Source organism: Nocardiopsis metallicus (genome assembly GCF_014201115.1).
GTDB lineage: Bacteria > Actinomycetota > Actinomycetes > Streptosporangiales > Streptosporangiaceae > Nocardiopsis > Nocardiopsis metallicus.
Map to the genome: position 1 here is coordinate 5,486,492 of NZ_JACHDO010000001.1, position 15,568 is coordinate 5,502,059.

Here is a 15,568-nt window from a genome sequence, read left to right on the forward strand (position 1 = left end):
TCCGATTTCACTTCAGCCACTCCCGAGTCGCACCAGACCCTCAAGGCCCGGACGCTCAGGTCCACTTTCGAGTCCGGCCGGCTGTAGAAAAAGCGCCGACCTGTAAAGACTCCTTAGAAAGGAGGTGATCCAGCCGCACCTTCCGGTACGGCTACCTTGTTACGACTTCGTCCCAATCGCCAGCCCCACCTTCACTCATTCCCTCCCCGAAGGGTTAGGCCACAAGTTTCGGGTGTTGCCGACTTTCATGACGTGACGGGCGGTGTGTACAAGGCCCGGGAACGTATTCACCGCGGCGTTGCTGATCCGCGATTACTAGCGACTCCACCTTCATGGGGTCGAGTTGCAGACCCCAATCCGAACTGAGACCGGCTTTAAGGGATTCGCTCCACCTTACGGTATCGCACGCCCATTGTACCGGCCATTGTAGCATGTTTGCAGCCCAAGACATAAGGGGCATGATGACTTGACGTCGTCCCCACCTTCCTCCGAGTTGACCCCGGCAGTCTCCTATGAGTCCCCACCATAACGTGCTGGCAACATAGAACAAGGGTTGCGCTCGTTGCGGGACTTAACCCAACATCTCACGACACGAGCTGACGACAGCCATGCACCACCTGTCACCCACCAACTAAATGACCCTGTATCTCTACAGGTCCACGGGTGATGTCAAACCTTGGTAAGGTTCTTCGCGTTGCGTCGAATTAAGCAACATGCTCCGCCGCTTGTGCGGGCCCCCGTCAATTCCTTTGAGTTTTAGCCTTGCGGCCGTACTCCCCAGGCGGGGCGCTTAATGCGTTAGCTACGGCGCGGAAACCGTGGAAAGTCCCCACACCTAGCGCCCAACGTTTACGGCATGGACTACCAGGGTATCTAATCCTGTTCGCTCCCCATGCTTTCGCTCCTCAGCGTCAGGTAAGGCCCAGAAACCCGCCTTCGCCACCGGTGTTCCTCCTGATATCTGCGCATTTCACCGCTACACCAGGAATTCCAGTTTCCCCTACCTACCTCTAGCATGCCCGTATCCACTGCAGAACCGGAGTTAAGCCCCGGTCTTTCACAGCAGACGCGACACGCCGCCTACGAGCTCTTTACGCCCAATAATTCCGGACAACGCTCGGACCCTACGTATTACCGCGGCTGCTGGCACGTAGTTAGCCGGTCCTTATTCCCCACCTACCGTCAACCCCACGAGAACGTGGAGCCTGCGTTGGTGGTAAAAGAGGTTTACAACCCGAAGGCCGTCATCCCCCACGCGGCGTCGCTGCATCAGGCTTTCGCCCATTGTGCAATATTCCCCACTGCTGCCTCCCGCAGGAGTCTGGGCCGTGTCTCAGTCCCAGTGTGGCCGGTCGCCCTCTCAGGCCGGCTACCCGTAATCGCCTTGGTAGGCCGTTACCCCACCAACAAGCTGATAGGCCGCGAGCCCATCCCTGACCGACAAAACTTTCCACCCGCCACCATGAGGTGACAGGTCATATCCGGTATTAGACGGCGTTTCCACCGCTTATCCCGGAGTCAGGGGCAGGTTGCTCACGTGTTACTCACCCGTTCGCCGCTCGTGTACCCCGAAGGGCCTTACCGCTCGACTTGCATGTGTTAAGCACGCCGCCAGCGTTCGTCCTGAGCCAGGATCAAACTCTCCATAAAGGTCAAACAACCCATCCCGGCGACCGCGAGGGTCAGCCTGGGGTGAGTAAACCTAGAAGAAATCCTGACCGATCATCTCGCGATGACCAATCAAAGGAACCCTACGCACCGAAGTGCGTCGGGGCCAAAACAAACATGGCTTAAAGAAAATCAAACACGCGCTGTTGAGTTCTCAAGAAACAATCACTCTTCCCGTACAAGCGCCAGAACCAGCTGGTTCCGTCTGCTCTTCCGTGGAAGGCTTTCTGCGTTTTGGCCGCTTTCGCGTCCGGTCCACCGCGTGAGCGGCAGATACGCTGTGTTGTGTCTTTACTTTATCAGGTGTTCCGCGCCCCGCCAAATCGGCGGTTTGTGTTGTTCCTGATCGGGGTAAAGCCCGTTGTGCCTTTCCCAGCCTAGCGTTTCCTCGGCGGTGTTTTCACCGCGTTGTTTCCGCTGGTCTGTTCGAAGCAACTCCCCGAGCCTACACGGCGCGAGCAGTGCTCGAACCGCTGTGCTTCGGAGAGTGTCTGACTCGAAGATCCGATCACGCCCACGGAGAACCCGTGTTCGTTTCGACCGAGAAGATCGTGCTCCCCTTGCGGCCTTGGGCCGTTAGGAGGCGACTCGGAGAACACTACCCCCCCGCCCCGGGGTGATGCAAACGATCGTGGACGTGTCCTGGGTCACATCCTGGATCACGCCCCGTTCGTTCAGTTGAGGATGCTGCCGGCGCCGGTCCCGGGGGCGGCGTACAGCCACTCGACCTCGAGGTCGACGGCGGCCACGGTCGCCGGGGAGTAGGCAACCAGGGCCTCGCTGCCCACGAAGGAAGCGGCCACCTGGGCAATCGTCGGGTTGTGTCCGACTACCAGGACCGTGCTCGCGTCGGCGTCGACCAGGTTGACCAGCCCCAGGAGTTCGTCCGCTCCCGCGAGGTAGGCGGCCTCGGCGTAGTCGGTCTCCGGCCGGGAGGGGAGTCCGCCGGAGCGTTCCATGGCGCCCAGGACCCCGTCCAGGGTCTGGCGGGTCCGCTTGGCCGCGGAGCAGATCACGCGGTCCGGGGTGTACCCCCGCTCGGCGAGCAGCTGGCCGACGCGTTCGGCCTGGCCCCACCCCTTCGCGGTGAGGGCGCGGTCGTAGTCCGTGACCTCATAACTGTCCTCGGCCTTGGCGTGGCGCATCAGCAGGAGCGTCCGGTTCATGACGACAGCACCGTCGCGACCACGGCGAGGAGGGCCATGAAGCCCACCATCACCCCCACGATGACCAACAAACCCTTGAACCCCGACAACGCCGCTCCCTTGACCATGTGGTCGGTCCGCCGTGACCTGCGCGGTCACGCCCACCCAGGTTAGGTGTGTCCTCACCACCCTGGACGGCACCCCTCCCTTGGTGTCCCCTTCTCTCCCCGTGCCCGCTCTCCCGGTGCCCGCACACGGTGCGGCCGCCCGGGGAGGGCCCGGGCGGCCGCACGCTCGGACAGTCTTCAGAAGACACTGTCCTAACAGAAGGAGAGGAGTGGGAGCAGGGGGTCAGCCCTTGCCGGCATCCCCCGCGCGGGCTTCCTCCCTACGGTCGCCGTCCTTGTTCTCCGGGCCGTTCTCGGTGCCGTCCCCGGAGACCTCGGTGTCGTCCCCCTCGGTGACGGCGCCGCCGTCACCCGATTCGGGGGCGTCCTTGGGCGCGGTGGCACCACTGATCTCGGCGAGGTCGGTCTCGGTACCCGCGCCCCGGTTCTTCGACCAGAGGATGGCGCCGACCAGCACACCCACCGCGACCACGGTCACGCCAACCCGCAGAGCGGTGTTGTCCGCGTAGAGCACCACGCTGGGCGCGACGATCAGGGCCACGAGGTTCATCACCTTGAGCAGCGGGTTGATGGCCGGGCCCGCGGTGTCCTTGAAGGGGTCGCCGACGGTGTCACCGATGATCGTGGCCTCGTGGGCGGCGGAACCCTTGCCGCCGTGGTGACCGTCCTCCACCAGCTTCTTGGCGTTGTCCCAGGCGCCGCCGGAGTTGGACAGGAACACCGCCATGAGCACACCGGCGGCGATGGCACCGCCGAGGAACGCGCCGAGCGGGGCGTACCCGAAGGCGAACCCGACCGCGATGGGGGCCAGGACCGCGAGGAGACCGGGGGTGACCAGCTCGCGCAGCGAATCCTTGGTGCAGATGTCGACCACCCGCGCGTACTCCGGCTTCTCCGTGCCGTCCATGATCCCCGGGCGGGTGCGGAACTGGTTGCGCACCTCCAGGACCACGCGCTGGGCGGCGCGGCCCACCGCCATGATCGCCAGGCCGGAGAAGAAGAACACGACGCTGGCGCCGATGATGACGCCGACGAGCACGTCGGGCTGGTCCAGGGAGAGGGAGAAGGAGTCGGGGTCGAGCCCGGCGAGGCTGAGCTGTTCCTGTACCGAGGTACGGAACGCGCCGAACAGGGCGGTGGCGGCCAGGACCGCGGTGGCGATCGCGATGCCCTTGGTGATCGCCTTGGTGGTGTTGCCGACGGCGTCGAGACCGGTGAGGATCTCGGCTCCCCTGCCCTCGACGTCCCCGGACATCTCGGCGATGCCCTGGGCGTTGTCGGAGACCGGACCGAAGGTGTCCATCGCGACGATGATGCCGACGGTGGTGAGCAGACCGGTTCCGGCGAGGGCCACGGCGAACAGGCTCAGGGTGATGGATCCGCCGCCCAGGAGGAACGCCGCGTACACGGCGCCCGCGATGAGCAGGGCCGAGTAGACCGCCGACTCCAGGCCGACGGAGATGCCGGACAGGATAACGGTGGCCGCGCCGGTCTGGGAGCTCTCGCCGATGTCCTTGACCGGGCGCTTGTCGGTCTCGGTGAAGTAGCCGGTGAGCAGCTGGATGGCGGCGGCGAGCACCAGACCGATGAGGACCGCGGCGACCGCGATGAACCTCGGGTCGGGGTTGGTGCCCGCTTCGGCGATCTCGGCCATGACGCTCTCGCTGACCCCGCTCATCTCCTCGAAGCTGCTGGGCAGGTACCAGAAGGCGGTGGCGGTGACCAGGACGGCGGAGATCGCGGCGGAGATGAAGAAGCCGCGGTTGATCGCGGTCATCGCGGTCTTGTCCTTGGCCCTGGGCGCCACGATGAAGATGCCGATGATGGCGGTGATGACACCGATCATCGGGACCAGCAGCGGGAAGACCAGGCCCTCGGTGCCGAACGCGACCCGGCCGAGGATGAGCGAGGCGACGAGGACCACGGCGTAGGACTCGAAGAGGTCGGCGGCCATGCCCGCGCAGTCGCCGACGTTGTCGCCGACGTTGTCCGCGATGGTGGCGGCGTTGCGCGGGTCGTCCTCGGGGATGCCCTGTTCGACCTTGCCGACGAGGTCGGCGCCGACGTCGGCGGCCTTGGTGAAGATGCCGCCGCCCACACGCATGAACATCGCCAGGAGCGCGGCGCCGAAGCCGAAGCCCTCGAGGACGATGGGGGCGTCGCCCCGGTAGAGGACGACGACGAGCGCGGCACCGAACAGGCCGAGGCCGACGGTGATCATGCCCGCGACGCCACCGGTGCGGAAGGCGATCCGCATGGCGCGGTGGTTGTCGCTCTCACCGCCGCCCCTCGCGGCCGCGGCGACCCGGACGTTGCCGCGGACCGCGAGCCACATGCCGATGAACCCCGTCGCGGCGGAGAGCAGCGCGCCGAGGGCGAAGAAGAGCGACCGCCCGATGGCGATCGCCCAGCTGTCCGCGGGCAGCAGGAGTAGGAGAAGGGGGATGGCGACGACGAACACCGCGAGGGTTCGGAACTGCCGTTTCAGGTAGGCCGCAGCTCCTTCCTGGACCGCGACCGCGATGTTGCGCATTCGCTCGGTGCCCTGACCGGCGGCCAGGACCTCACGAACCAGCATTCCGGCGACGGCGAGCGCGAGCAGCGCGACCACCATCACGACGATGACGAGGGTGAGGTCCCTCCCCTCGAGCGCTAGAGCCATGCCACTTCCAGTGGCGAGGTTGAGCCCAGACAATCCGTCCTCCTTGAGACGGGCACGTCCTTTTCGACCCCTCCGCGAAGGCGTGCGAAACGTCGGCCTCGTAGGCTTCGGTGCCGCGCACCGCCGTGGACGTACCGCCGTCCGAAAGGCATCTGAACTGGCTCGACGGCACGCTTGTCGGGGTCGAAGCGGTGCCACCTTTCTGTGTGGTGCACGCCGTCCGCAGTTACTCACGCGCGGACGGTGATCCGGGGATTCTACGCACGGAAAGAAATAAATCAGAGAGCCGATTCGGCATTTGCCCAAGAGAGATTAAAGATGTGATCTCACGGTGATCTTGAGAATCGGATAAAGTGCTTTATCGACCTGATTGATCGCGCATAGCTCCGCATAACGTGTTAATTCGATGTTAACGTTAAAGCACGCAGAGGCCCATGAAAGGGAAATTTGCCGCTTAGGAATCAGAAGCCACAGTGGTCTCGGGCGCACCGGGCACACCAGGGGGAAGCGGGAGGCCAGAGGGCTCCACGGCGATCGTCTGACAGCCACCGGAGAACACCAGCCGCCCCCCGCGCCGCTTCTTGACATCCCCTGGGACGGGGCGTGGTTTCGGCCTGGACGGAATCACGCTCCGGGCAACCGTATCCCGAAAAGGCCGCTGTCGCCCGGAAGACGAAGGACTCCGTCCCCTCGCCGCCCTCTCTATGGTCCCGCTCACCGGGCGAGACGGACCTACGCCTGGCGCAGGCGCATCCCCGAGGGGTCGATACCGTCGCCGGAGGTCGCGCGGCCGGAATCGAGGTCGTCGGCCAGGGCCCGGGCGAACGCCGCCACGGCGGCCACGTCCACCCCGTGCGGAGCGTCGGGGCCGAAGGGCTCCACCCGGTCCGCGCCGCGACGGAGCAGGCGGGCCGCTCCGACCCGGTTACCGCGCTGGGCGTGCGTGACACCCACGGCGGTCTGCGCGAGCCCCCGCCACAGTTCACGTTCCGGCTCGTCCACGGACTTCCACACCGCTTCGAGCACTTCGTGGGCGGTGAAGGCGAACCCGCCGTCGAGCAGGCGTTGCGCCTCGGCGATGCCCTCCTCCACGGTGAACACGGCGTCGTCGGGGACCCGGTCCACCTCGCCGACGCTGCCGTGCGGCATCGGGCGACCGTAACGGTCCCGCGGTCGCTGGTTCTGTGCCCGTCCGGTCTCGTCGCGATCGCGGACTCCGTCCGCCCCGGGTCGAGGTCCCCTGCTCATGCGTGCCCCACCGCCGTTCACCGCTGCTTACCGCTGTTCGCCGCCGGACGTTCACCGCTGTCGGCTGTCGTCCGCTGCCGGTCGTTCGCCGTCGATCTCCCGCAACCACCCTACGAGAGCCCGCTCCACCTCGCGCGGGCGCTCCTCGTGGGGAAAGTGACCGGCGTCCGACACCCGTACCCAAGCGAAAGGACCGAGAACATGCTTGCGGGAGGAGCGCGCGGTATCCGGCGGGCACACGGGGTCCAGGGCCCCGTGCAGTTGGAGGACGGGCACCCGGACCGGGAGCCGCATCCGGTTGGCGTACCTGAGCCCGTCCGTGCGCCACCGCGACCGGAAGATCCAGCGGTGGTACTCCAGCGAGCAGTGCGAGACCTTGGGGATCGAGAACGCGAGCCGGTAGCGCTCCTGCGCCTCCCGGTCCGGCCAGCCCGGGGCGGACCACTCGTCGAGGAGCTCGCCCACGCGCACGCAGCCGTCGGCGAGGAGGCGGTGTTCGGGCAGGATCGGCAGCTGGGCGCGGAGCATGTGCCGGGTGCCCGGCCCGCCGGAGAACAGGACGCGCGCCGCGCGGCGGGGATGGGGGGCCGAGATCGCGGCCAGGGCGCGGACCGCACCGGGGTGGTAGGCGGTCATGGTCCATCCGACGAGCCCGCCGACTCCGTGGCCGACCACGGCGGCGTCGGCCGCGCCGAGCGCGCGGACCAGGCTCGCCATGTCCTGGGCCAGTCCCACGAGGTCGTAGCCGCGCGGGGTCTTGTCGCTGGCCCCGTAGCCGCGCAGGTCGACCGCGACGGCCCGGTACCCCGCCTCGGCCAGTGCGGGCAGCTGGTCGCGCCAGGCCCACCAGAACTGGGGGAACCCGTGTAGGAGGAGGACGAGCGGGCCCTCGCCGAGTTCGGCCACGTGGAACCGGGCACCGGCGGCGCTGACCGTTCGGTGGGTCCAGGGACCGTCGACGTAGGCGGCCGAGTCGTCCAGCACCGTCGGTTAACGGCCGGCGGGAGCGGGGGTCTCGCTTTCCGCGGCGGCCTCGACGTCAGTGCCGCGGGGCGGCCGGATCTCACCGCGCAGGATCCCCATGAGGCGCGAGGTGGTGACCGCGGTGCGGGCCAGGCCCTGGCGGCGCTTCAGGTTGATCACCGCGACCAGGATGAGGAGGGCGGCGATCAGCAGGTAGAAGCCGGTGACGGTCAGGAAGGAGAGCCAGAAGGCCCACCCCGCCACCTCGGCGAGGAAGAGGCCCACGGTGACCGAGAACAGGATCAGGACCAGGTGGAGGACGAAGGCGGCGGCCCCGAACTCCCCGAGGCTCTTGCCGATCTTGACCGCGTCGGCCTTGGCTTCGAGCTTGGCGAGCTTGATCTCGAGCCGCACGATGCGGGAGAGGTTGTCGGTGGCGTCGGAGACCAACTCACCGATGGAGCGGTCGGAATCGCTGGCAGCGCCAGGTTGGCCGGCACCCGGCTTGTCCACCATCGTGGGGGTTCCCTTCTCTCGGTGCGAACACGCGGATGATCCTCCGCATCCTCGCACATGCCCTCCCTCCCATGTCTCTCACGGCACGCAAAACCGGGGGCTTCGGTTTCGTCACGTAGGTGAGCGGGAACGGCGCCCCGCCCCTTCGGAAGGAAGGAACGGGGCGCCGGGGTCCCCCGGCTGGACGGTGACCGGGAGACGGTGCGGCTGGGAGAGGGTCAGTCACCCTGCTTGGCGGAGGGCAGCTGCTTGGCGATCACGTCCATGATCGAGGAGTCGGTGAGGGTCGAGGTGTCACCGATGTCCCGGTTCTCGGCGATGTCGCGCAGCAGCCGGCGCATGATCTTGCCGGAGCGGGTCTTGGGCAGTTCGGGTACGGCGAGGAGCCGGGCGGGCTTGGCGATCGGGCCGAGCGAGGTGCCGACGTGGTTGCGCAGTTCCTGGACCAGGTCCTCGGGGACCTCCTCCAGGCCGCCGCGCAGGATGACGAAGGCGACGATGGCCTGACCGGTCACCTTGTCGGCGGCGCCCACGACCGCGGCCTCGGCGACCTTCGGGTGGGAGACCAGCGCGGACTCCACCTCGGTGGTGGAGATGTTGTGGCCGGAGACGAGCATGACGTCGTCGACGCGGCCGAGCAGCCACAGGTCGCCGTCCTCGTCCTTCTTGGCGCCGTCGCCCGGGAAGTACAGGCCCTCGAAACGCGACCAGTAGGTGTCCTTGTAGCGCTGGTCGTCGCCCCAGATGCCGCGGAGCATGGACGGCCACGGCTCGCGGATGACGATGAAGCCGCCATCGCCGTCGGGGACGGAGTTGCCCTCCTCGTCCACCACGTCGGCGGCCACCCCCGGGATGGCGCGCATCGCGGCGCCCGGCTTGCCCGAGGTGACGCCCGGCAGGGGGCTGACCATGATCGCGCCGGTCTCGGTCTGCCACCAGGTGTCCACGACCGGGGTGTTCCCACCGCCGACGTTCTCCCGGTACCACATGTAGGCCTCGGGGTTGATCGGCTCACCGACCGAGCCGATGACGCGCAGGCTCGAGAGGTCGTACTTGGCGGGGATCTCGTCGCCCCACTTCATGAAGGTGCGGATCGCCGTGGGCGCCATGTAGGCGATGGTGACCTTGTACTTCTCGATGAGCTCCCAGAAGCGGCCCTTGTGCGGGGTGTCCGGGGTGCCCTCGTACATGACGACGGTCGCCCCGTTGGAGAGCGGGCCGTAGACGATGTAGGAGTGGCCGGTCACCCAGCCGATGTCGGCGGCGCACCAGTAGACGTCGGTCTCCGGCTTGAGGTCGAAGACCGCCCAGTGGGTGTAGGAGGCCTGCGTGAGGTAGCCGCCGGTGGTGTGCAGGATGCCCTTGGGCTTGGCCGTGGTGCCGCTGGTGTACATGATGTACAGCGGGTCCTCGGCGTCGTGGGCCTCGGGGGTGTGCTCGGTACTGGCGGAGCCGACGACGTCGTGCCACCACACGTCGCGCTCGTTCCACTCGACGTCCTGGCCGGTGCGGCGGACGACGAGGACGTTCTCGACCGCGGGGCGGTCCGCTACGGCGCCGTCGACGGCGGGCTTGAGGGCGCTGGGCTTGCCGCGCCGGTAGCCGCCGTCCGCGGTGATGACGAGCTTGGCCTGGCTGTCGTCCAGGCGCTGGCCGAGGGCGTCCACGGAGAAGCCGCCGAAGACGACCATGTGCACGGCGCCGATGCGGGCGCAGGCGAGCATGGCGACGACGGTCTCGGGGATCATCGGCATGTAGATGGCGACGCGGTCGCCCTTGGCCACGCCCAGCGAGGTGAGGGCGTTGGCCGCCTGGGAGACCTGGTCCTTGAGCTCGGCGTAGGTGATGGCGCGGCTGTCGCCGGGCTCTCCCTCCCACTGGAGGGCGACGCGGTCGCCGATGCCCGCTTCGACGTGCCGGTCCACGCAGTTGACGGAGGCGTTCAGCTTGCCGCCGACGAACCACTTGGCGTAGGGCGGGTTCCAGTCCAGGACCGTGTCCCAGGGCTGCTCCCACTGGAGCCTGCGGGCCTGCTCCTCCCAGAAACCGAGGCGGTCCCGCGCCGCGGTGTCATAGGCGTCCGCCTTGACGTTGGCGTTCGCTGCGAGGTCCGCGGGCGGCGGGAAGCTGCGGGTCTCGTGGAGAAGGTTGGACAGTGTCTCCTGGCTCGGGGGAGTGCTGTCGGCCACTGTGATTCTCCTTACGTTGGCGGTTAACACCCAATTAATCATGTGGTCCATACCGCGTGAACAGCTGGGGCGCCGTCCAGCGGCAGCGGGGGCCGGGCACGCGGCGAACGGTCGGTGAACGGTCGCCGGTCCGCGACGAGCGGTTCCGTGGTGCCCGGTCCGGGGGTGGGAGCACACGGTGTTACCGCCGCGTAGTGTTGTTTTTCGTGAGCGAATCGACTTCTGCCTCCGTGCCCGACCCGCTGTCCCGAATCGCCGAACTGCCGGGGGTGAGCGACGCGGTCGAAGAGACGCGGACCCTGGTCGACCGGCTGCTGGGACACCGCATCCTGCGCCGCCGGAGCAGCGACGTGTCCATGGAGTCCTCCCTGCGCGGCGCGTGTGCGTCGGCCGCGCTGGAGGGCGCCGAGGTCTCGATGGACGAGATCCGGGACGGCCACGTGTACGACACCCGGATCAAGGGTGCGCTGCGGATCGGCGGTGAGCTGGGCACCCTGGTGGAGACCTGGCCCCAGGCGCCCCGCCAGGCGCTGGCGCGGCTGCACACGCTGGCCGCGGCCGACGCCGTGTCCGAGGAAGCGCTGGGCCGCCCCCGGCTGGAGGGCGAGCGGATCGAGGACCCCCTCGAGCTCGGCCCGGCGCCGAGCGCCGCCGGTGCCGCCGCCCGCCTGGAGGGCCTGTACACGCTGCTGGGCTCGCGGACGAAGGTGCCCGCACTGGTGACCTCCGCGCTGGTGCACGGCGAGCTGATGGCGATCCGGCCGTTCGGCTGGGGGGACGGTCTGGTGGCGCGCGCCGCCGAGCGGCTCACTCTCGTCGAGCGCGGCCTGGACCCCAAGTCGCTGGTCACGTCGGAGCTCGGGCACCAGACCCTGAAGGACGAGTACGGTCCGGCTCTGCGCGGATACATGGCTGGCACCCCCGAGGGCGTCGCTGAGTGGGTCGTGTACTGCTGCCGTGCGGTGCGGGCGGGTGCACAGGACTCGCTGGCCACGTGTGAGGCGCTCAAGCGCGGCTGATGTCGCCGCTCGGGCGATCCAGTGGAAAACCCTCAAGTTCGCGAAAGTAGTTCATTTACCAACAAGTAGTAACTCGGATTCATATCAGTTCGATCACACTTGAACGCGGGCACATGTTTCCGGTTTGCCTCGAGTCGGTGCACGTGCATGTCGAACGGCGCCTCGGACCGTTGGTCCGGGGCGCCGTTTCCGGCTCGCAGGTGCGGGTTAGCAAGCGTCACTATCTCTAGTCCGACCTGGTGGAACCCAGTTCCATCAAGCCTGGACACGCCCTACGGGGCCCAGCGGAGCGTGGGTTCCCGCCCTCCGTGTCGGGGTGGGTCTTCGCCACCGACTGCTTTCTTTCTACGCCGGGGACCCTTCTTCCAAAAGGTGGTTGACCGAAGTTTTTATGTTGGATTCCCGAACCCATACACAGCATTGCGTGGTAGCGTCTGTTCTGGAGTTGAGCGAAGCGCCGACAGCGCAGGGCTAAAGTCCCGGGTTCCCGGCTTTTACGGGTGCAGAGCGCCAATGCGGACATTGCGCCCTGGAACGGAACCGCCGTCGTTCTTCGCGGGAAGTGCGAACTCGGATACCCCGCTCCAGGCGGTGCCGGTTCGCGCGGCCGCTCCCGACGGACCCTTCCCAAGAGAGCGGAGTCCGGCCTATCCCCCCAAGGCCGGAACCGGTCGGCCCCAGTTCCCCCTGTGGGGACCGCCCGACGCGCTCCGTCTCGCCTGACGGGCTGGGACACACGACAGCCCCCGTACGTGTGTCCCGCCCGCCGGGTGAGGACGTTTCCCTTCCGGGCCCCGCGGAGTTATCCACAGATCAGAACTGGTCCCTTCCGCGGCGACCGCCGTTCGGCGAAGGTCGAAAGTGCAGGTTCTCCGCACTTCCCGGAAGGTCCGATGGACGTCCCGCAGCGCACCCTGATCGCCACCTCCGACCCCGACCTCCTCGACGACCTGCTCCGGCTCGCCGCCGCGGCCGCCACCGAGGTCTCCATCTCCTCCAGTCCCGAACAGGCACTGCGCGCCTGGGACCGCGCCCCTCTCGTCGTGGTCGGGCAGGACCTTGAGCGCGCCCTCCGCGCCGCCGAACCCCCGCCCCACCCGCGGGTCGCGGTCGTCTCCCGCTCCGGGGTTCCCCAGTCCGCCGCCAACGGCGGCCGTGGCACCGGTGGGGCCGATGAGGTCCGGACGGCCGATTCCCTGGACTGCAGGGACGGCACAAACACCAGGAACGGCAGGGAAATGCGGGAAGGGGGTACCGCCTACCTGCTACCCCGGGACGAGTCGGCCCTCGTCGACCTCTTCGCCTCCGTCTCCGACCGCCCTCCCGCACCCGTGGTGTCCGTCGTCGGCGGCCGGGGCGGTGCCGGGGCGAGCCTGCTCGCGGTCGCGCTCTCCCTGGCCGGCGAGCGGGCCGGGCGGTCCACCGCCCTGCTCGACGCCGACCCCCTCGGCTGTGGCCCCGACATCTACCTGGGCTGCGACCACACCCGCGCGGACGCCCGGACCGGCTGGGACGACCTGCTGCGCCAGCGCGGCCGGATGCCCTGGCGGACCCTGCGGGACGGCCTGCCCAAGGCCGGCCGGGTGGACGTGCTGACCTGGTCCCGGGGCGGCGGCAGCGACCGGGGGCACCCTCTACCGGTCGGCGCGGTCCGGTCCGCGCTGGCGTCCGCACGACGCGGCACCGACCTGGTCGTGGTGGACCTGCCCCGCTCCTTCGACCCGGCCACCACCGTCTTCCTGAACCATTCCGCGCTCGTGCTCGTGGTGGTCCCCGCCGACGTGTACTCGGTGGTCTCCGCGGCCCGCATGACCCACCGCCTCCAACAGGAGTCCGACCGGGTCCGGGTGGTGGTCCGCGGGGCCAGGGGCGGTCTGTCCACCGAGGTCGTCGCCAAGAGCCTCGGAGTACGGCTCGGGGCCGACCTGCCGGCCGAGCCCGGGCTGTCCCGGCTGCTGCGGGCCGGTGACGTGCCCGCACAGCACCCCAGGTCCCCGCTGGCCAGGTACGCCGACCGCGTGGTGGACGCCCTCGTCAGCACGGAGGAGGCCCGGTGAGCAGGGCGCCGAGGAGGAGCGACCGGGGCGGGTCGACCGCGTGGGGAGGGTGGGCGGGGGTCGCTTCCCGCCGGGGCGGGGACGCGCGACCCGGGGCCGCCCCCCTGGCCGCGGGCCGGGACGAGAGCGCTGTGCTGGAGCGGGTCCGCGACCGGTTCGTGGCCGCCGGGACTGCGGTGACCCCGGCCAATGTCGCGGCCGCGATCCGCGCCGAGGGCGGCGCCCTGGGTGACCGGGAGCTGCTCGCCATGACCCGCAGACTGGCCGCCGAACTCTCCGGAGCCGGGCCGCTGGAGGACCTGTTGGCCGCGGACGTCACCGACATCCTGGTCAACGGACCGGACCAGGTCTGGGTGGATGCCGGGGACGGGCTGCGCCGGGCGCGCGAGGTGCGTTTCGGTTCCGCCGAGGAAGTACGCAGACTCGCCCAGCGGCTGGCCTTCCAAGCCGGGCGACGGCTCGACGCGGCCGCGCCCTACGTGGACGCGAGGCTGCCGAACGGAATCAGGCTGCACGCCGTACTGCCGCCGATCTCCCCCGAGGGTGCCTGCCTTTCCCTGCGGATCCCACCCCGGAAGGTGTTCGGGCTGGACCGGCTGACGGCCTGCGGAACCCTGACCCCCGCCGGGGCGGAGCTGCTGCGCTCCCTGATCGCCCAGCGCGTTCCCTTCCTGGTCAGTGGCGGTACCGGCACCGGCAAGACCACCCTGCTCTCCTCGCTGTTGTCGCTGGTGCACCCGAAGGAACGGATCGTGCTCGCCGAGGACTCCCCCGAGTTGCGCCCCGAGCACCCGCACGTCGTGCGGCTCCAGACCCGCCCGGCCAATATCGAGGGCAGCGGGGAGGTCTCCCTGGAGACGCTGGTCCGGCAGGGACTGCGGATGCGCCCGGACCGGCTGGTGGTCGGCGAGGCGCGGGGGCCGGAGATCGTGTCGTTGCTGGGCGCTCTCAACACCGGGCACCAGGGCGGTGCCGGGACCCTCCACGCCAACGGGGCCGAGGACGTGCCCGCCCGGGTGGAGGCGATGGGGTGCGCCGCCGGGCTCGACCGGGGCGCGGTGCACAGCCAGCTCGCCGCGACCCGGGTCATGGTGGTCCACCTCGTCCGGGACGCTGGTGGGCGCCGCCTGTCCGAGATCCGGGTACTGCGACAGGGGTCATCCGGCCTGGTTCGGGCGGAACCGGCGGTGGCCTTCACCCCGGACGGACGCCGATACGAGTACCCGGGCGTGGCCGAGGTCGTCTCCCGCCTGGGCGAGGAGTGGCGGCGGTGACCCTCCTGGTGGTCTTCACCCTGGCGGCGGCCCTGCTGTGGGCGCTACCGGGTGACAGCCGCCATCGTCTGGCCGGGCTGTTCCCCGACCGGTTCCGGTCGGCTCCGGCCGTGACCGGGAGGCTGCTCCGGGCGGCCCCCGTGCCGTCGTTGCGAACCGCCCTGGCCCGTCGGAGCGCGGGAGAGGCGAGACGGCGGGCCGTGATCCTGCTGTGCCGGGTGATGGCGGCCGAGCTCAGGGCCGGGCAACCCCCGGAGACGGCGCTGCGGGTCGCGGCGTTGGAGGCGGGGCCGATGGTCGGTGAGGTGTCGGACGCGGCCTCACTGCGCCGGGTGGCCGAGCGGGACGAGGACCTGTGGGCGCTGGTCTATCTGGCGGCGTGCTGGGAGGTGGCGGCGGAGACCGGTGCGGGGCTGGCCGGGGTGGTGGACGCGCTGGCGGTCAGCCTGACCGAACGGGAGGAGCAGCGGGCCGAGGTCGGCGCCAGGGCGGCCGGGCCGCGCACCACCGCGCTGGTGCTGGTCGGTCTGCCGGTGGTCGGGGTGGCGATGTCGGCGGCGCTCGGCGGATCGCCCTTGGTGTTCCTGTTCACCACACCGTTGGGTGTGCTGTGCCTGGTCCTGGGTGTGCTGCTCGACCTACTGGGCGCCTGGTGGACCCTGCGGATGGTCCGGGGCGCGGTGTCCTGAGGGGTGGAGG

The 15,568-nt window shown here is 68.9% G+C and carries 10 protein-coding genes and 1 rRNA gene; 4 read left to right on the top strand and 7 right to left on the bottom strand.

What is annotated here, in order from left to right; translation table 11 throughout:
• Positions 1-117: 117 nt before the first annotated feature.
• The 7 genes from HNR07_RS24035 to acs all read right to left on the bottom strand — a co-directional run bounded on the left by HNR07_RS24035 (position 118) and on the right by acs (position 10,519).
• Positions 118-1,650, bottom strand: a 16S ribosomal RNA gene (locus tag HNR07_RS24035).
• Between the two features lie 692 nt (positions 1,651-2,342).
• On the bottom strand, positions 2,343-2,834 hold the full coding sequence (locus HNR07_RS24040) for a SixA phosphatase family protein (protein ID WP_184366907.1): 492 nt from the start codon (positions 2,832-2,834) through the stop codon (positions 2,343-2,345).
• 330 nt (positions 2,835-3,164) lie between these two features.
• On the bottom strand, positions 3,165-5,603 hold the full coding sequence (locus tag HNR07_RS24045; RefSeq protein ID WP_184366908.1) for a sodium-translocating pyrophosphatase: 2,439 nt from the start codon (positions 5,601-5,603) through the stop codon (positions 3,165-3,167).
• A 732-nt stretch (positions 5,604-6,335) separates the two neighbouring features.
• Entirely contained in the window at positions 6,336-6,851 is a 516-nt protein-coding gene (locus tag HNR07_RS35165) for a DUF309 domain-containing protein (protein WP_246420480.1), read from the bottom strand.
• 51 nt (positions 6,852-6,902) lie between these two features.
• The gene (locus tag HNR07_RS35170; protein ID WP_312893966.1) at positions 6,903-7,835 is read right to left on the bottom strand and encodes an alpha/beta fold hydrolase; all 933 of its coding nucleotides are present in this window, start codon (positions 7,833-7,835) and stop codon (positions 6,903-6,905) included.
• Between the two features lie 6 nt (positions 7,836-7,841).
• Entirely contained in the window at positions 7,842-8,330 is a 489-nt protein-coding gene (locus HNR07_RS24055) for a phage holin family protein (RefSeq protein WP_184366909.1), read from the bottom strand.
• A gap of 218 nt (positions 8,331-8,548) precedes the next feature.
• Positions 8,549-10,519 carry an acetate--CoA ligase gene (gene acs / locus HNR07_RS24060; protein ID WP_184366910.1) on the bottom strand — a complete coding sequence of 657 codons (1,971 nt, stop codon included), beginning with the start codon at positions 10,517-10,519 and terminating at the stop codon, positions 8,549-8,551.
• Positions 10,520-10,725: 206 nt separating this feature from the next.
• Between acs and HNR07_RS24065 the strand changes: the two genes are divergently transcribed.
• The 4 genes from HNR07_RS24065 (at position 10,726) to HNR07_RS24080 (ending at position 15,558) form a co-directional block, all read left to right on the top strand.
• On the top strand, positions 10,726-11,538 hold the full coding sequence (locus HNR07_RS24065) for a Fic family protein (RefSeq protein WP_184366911.1): 813 nt from the start codon (positions 10,726-10,728) through the stop codon (positions 11,536-11,538).
• Positions 11,539-12,431: 893 nt separating this feature from the next.
• Positions 12,432-13,595, top strand: a complete 1,164-nt coding sequence (gene ssd, locus HNR07_RS24070; protein ID WP_184366912.1) for a septum site-determining protein Ssd — start codon at positions 12,432-12,434, stop codon at positions 13,593-13,595.
• Positions 13,596-13,699: 104 nt separating this feature from the next.
• Positions 13,700-14,869, top strand: a complete 1,170-nt coding sequence (locus HNR07_RS24075) for a TadA family conjugal transfer-associated ATPase (protein WP_221319804.1) — start codon at positions 13,700-13,702, stop codon at positions 14,867-14,869.
• The gene (locus HNR07_RS24080; protein ID WP_184366913.1) at positions 14,857-15,558 is read left to right on the top strand and encodes a type II secretion system F family protein; all 702 of its coding nucleotides are present in this window, start codon (positions 14,857-14,859) and stop codon (positions 15,556-15,558) included. The genes HNR07_RS24075 and HNR07_RS24080 overlap by 13 nt, the downstream gene beginning before the upstream one ends.
• Positions 15,559-15,568 lie beyond the last annotated feature (10 nt).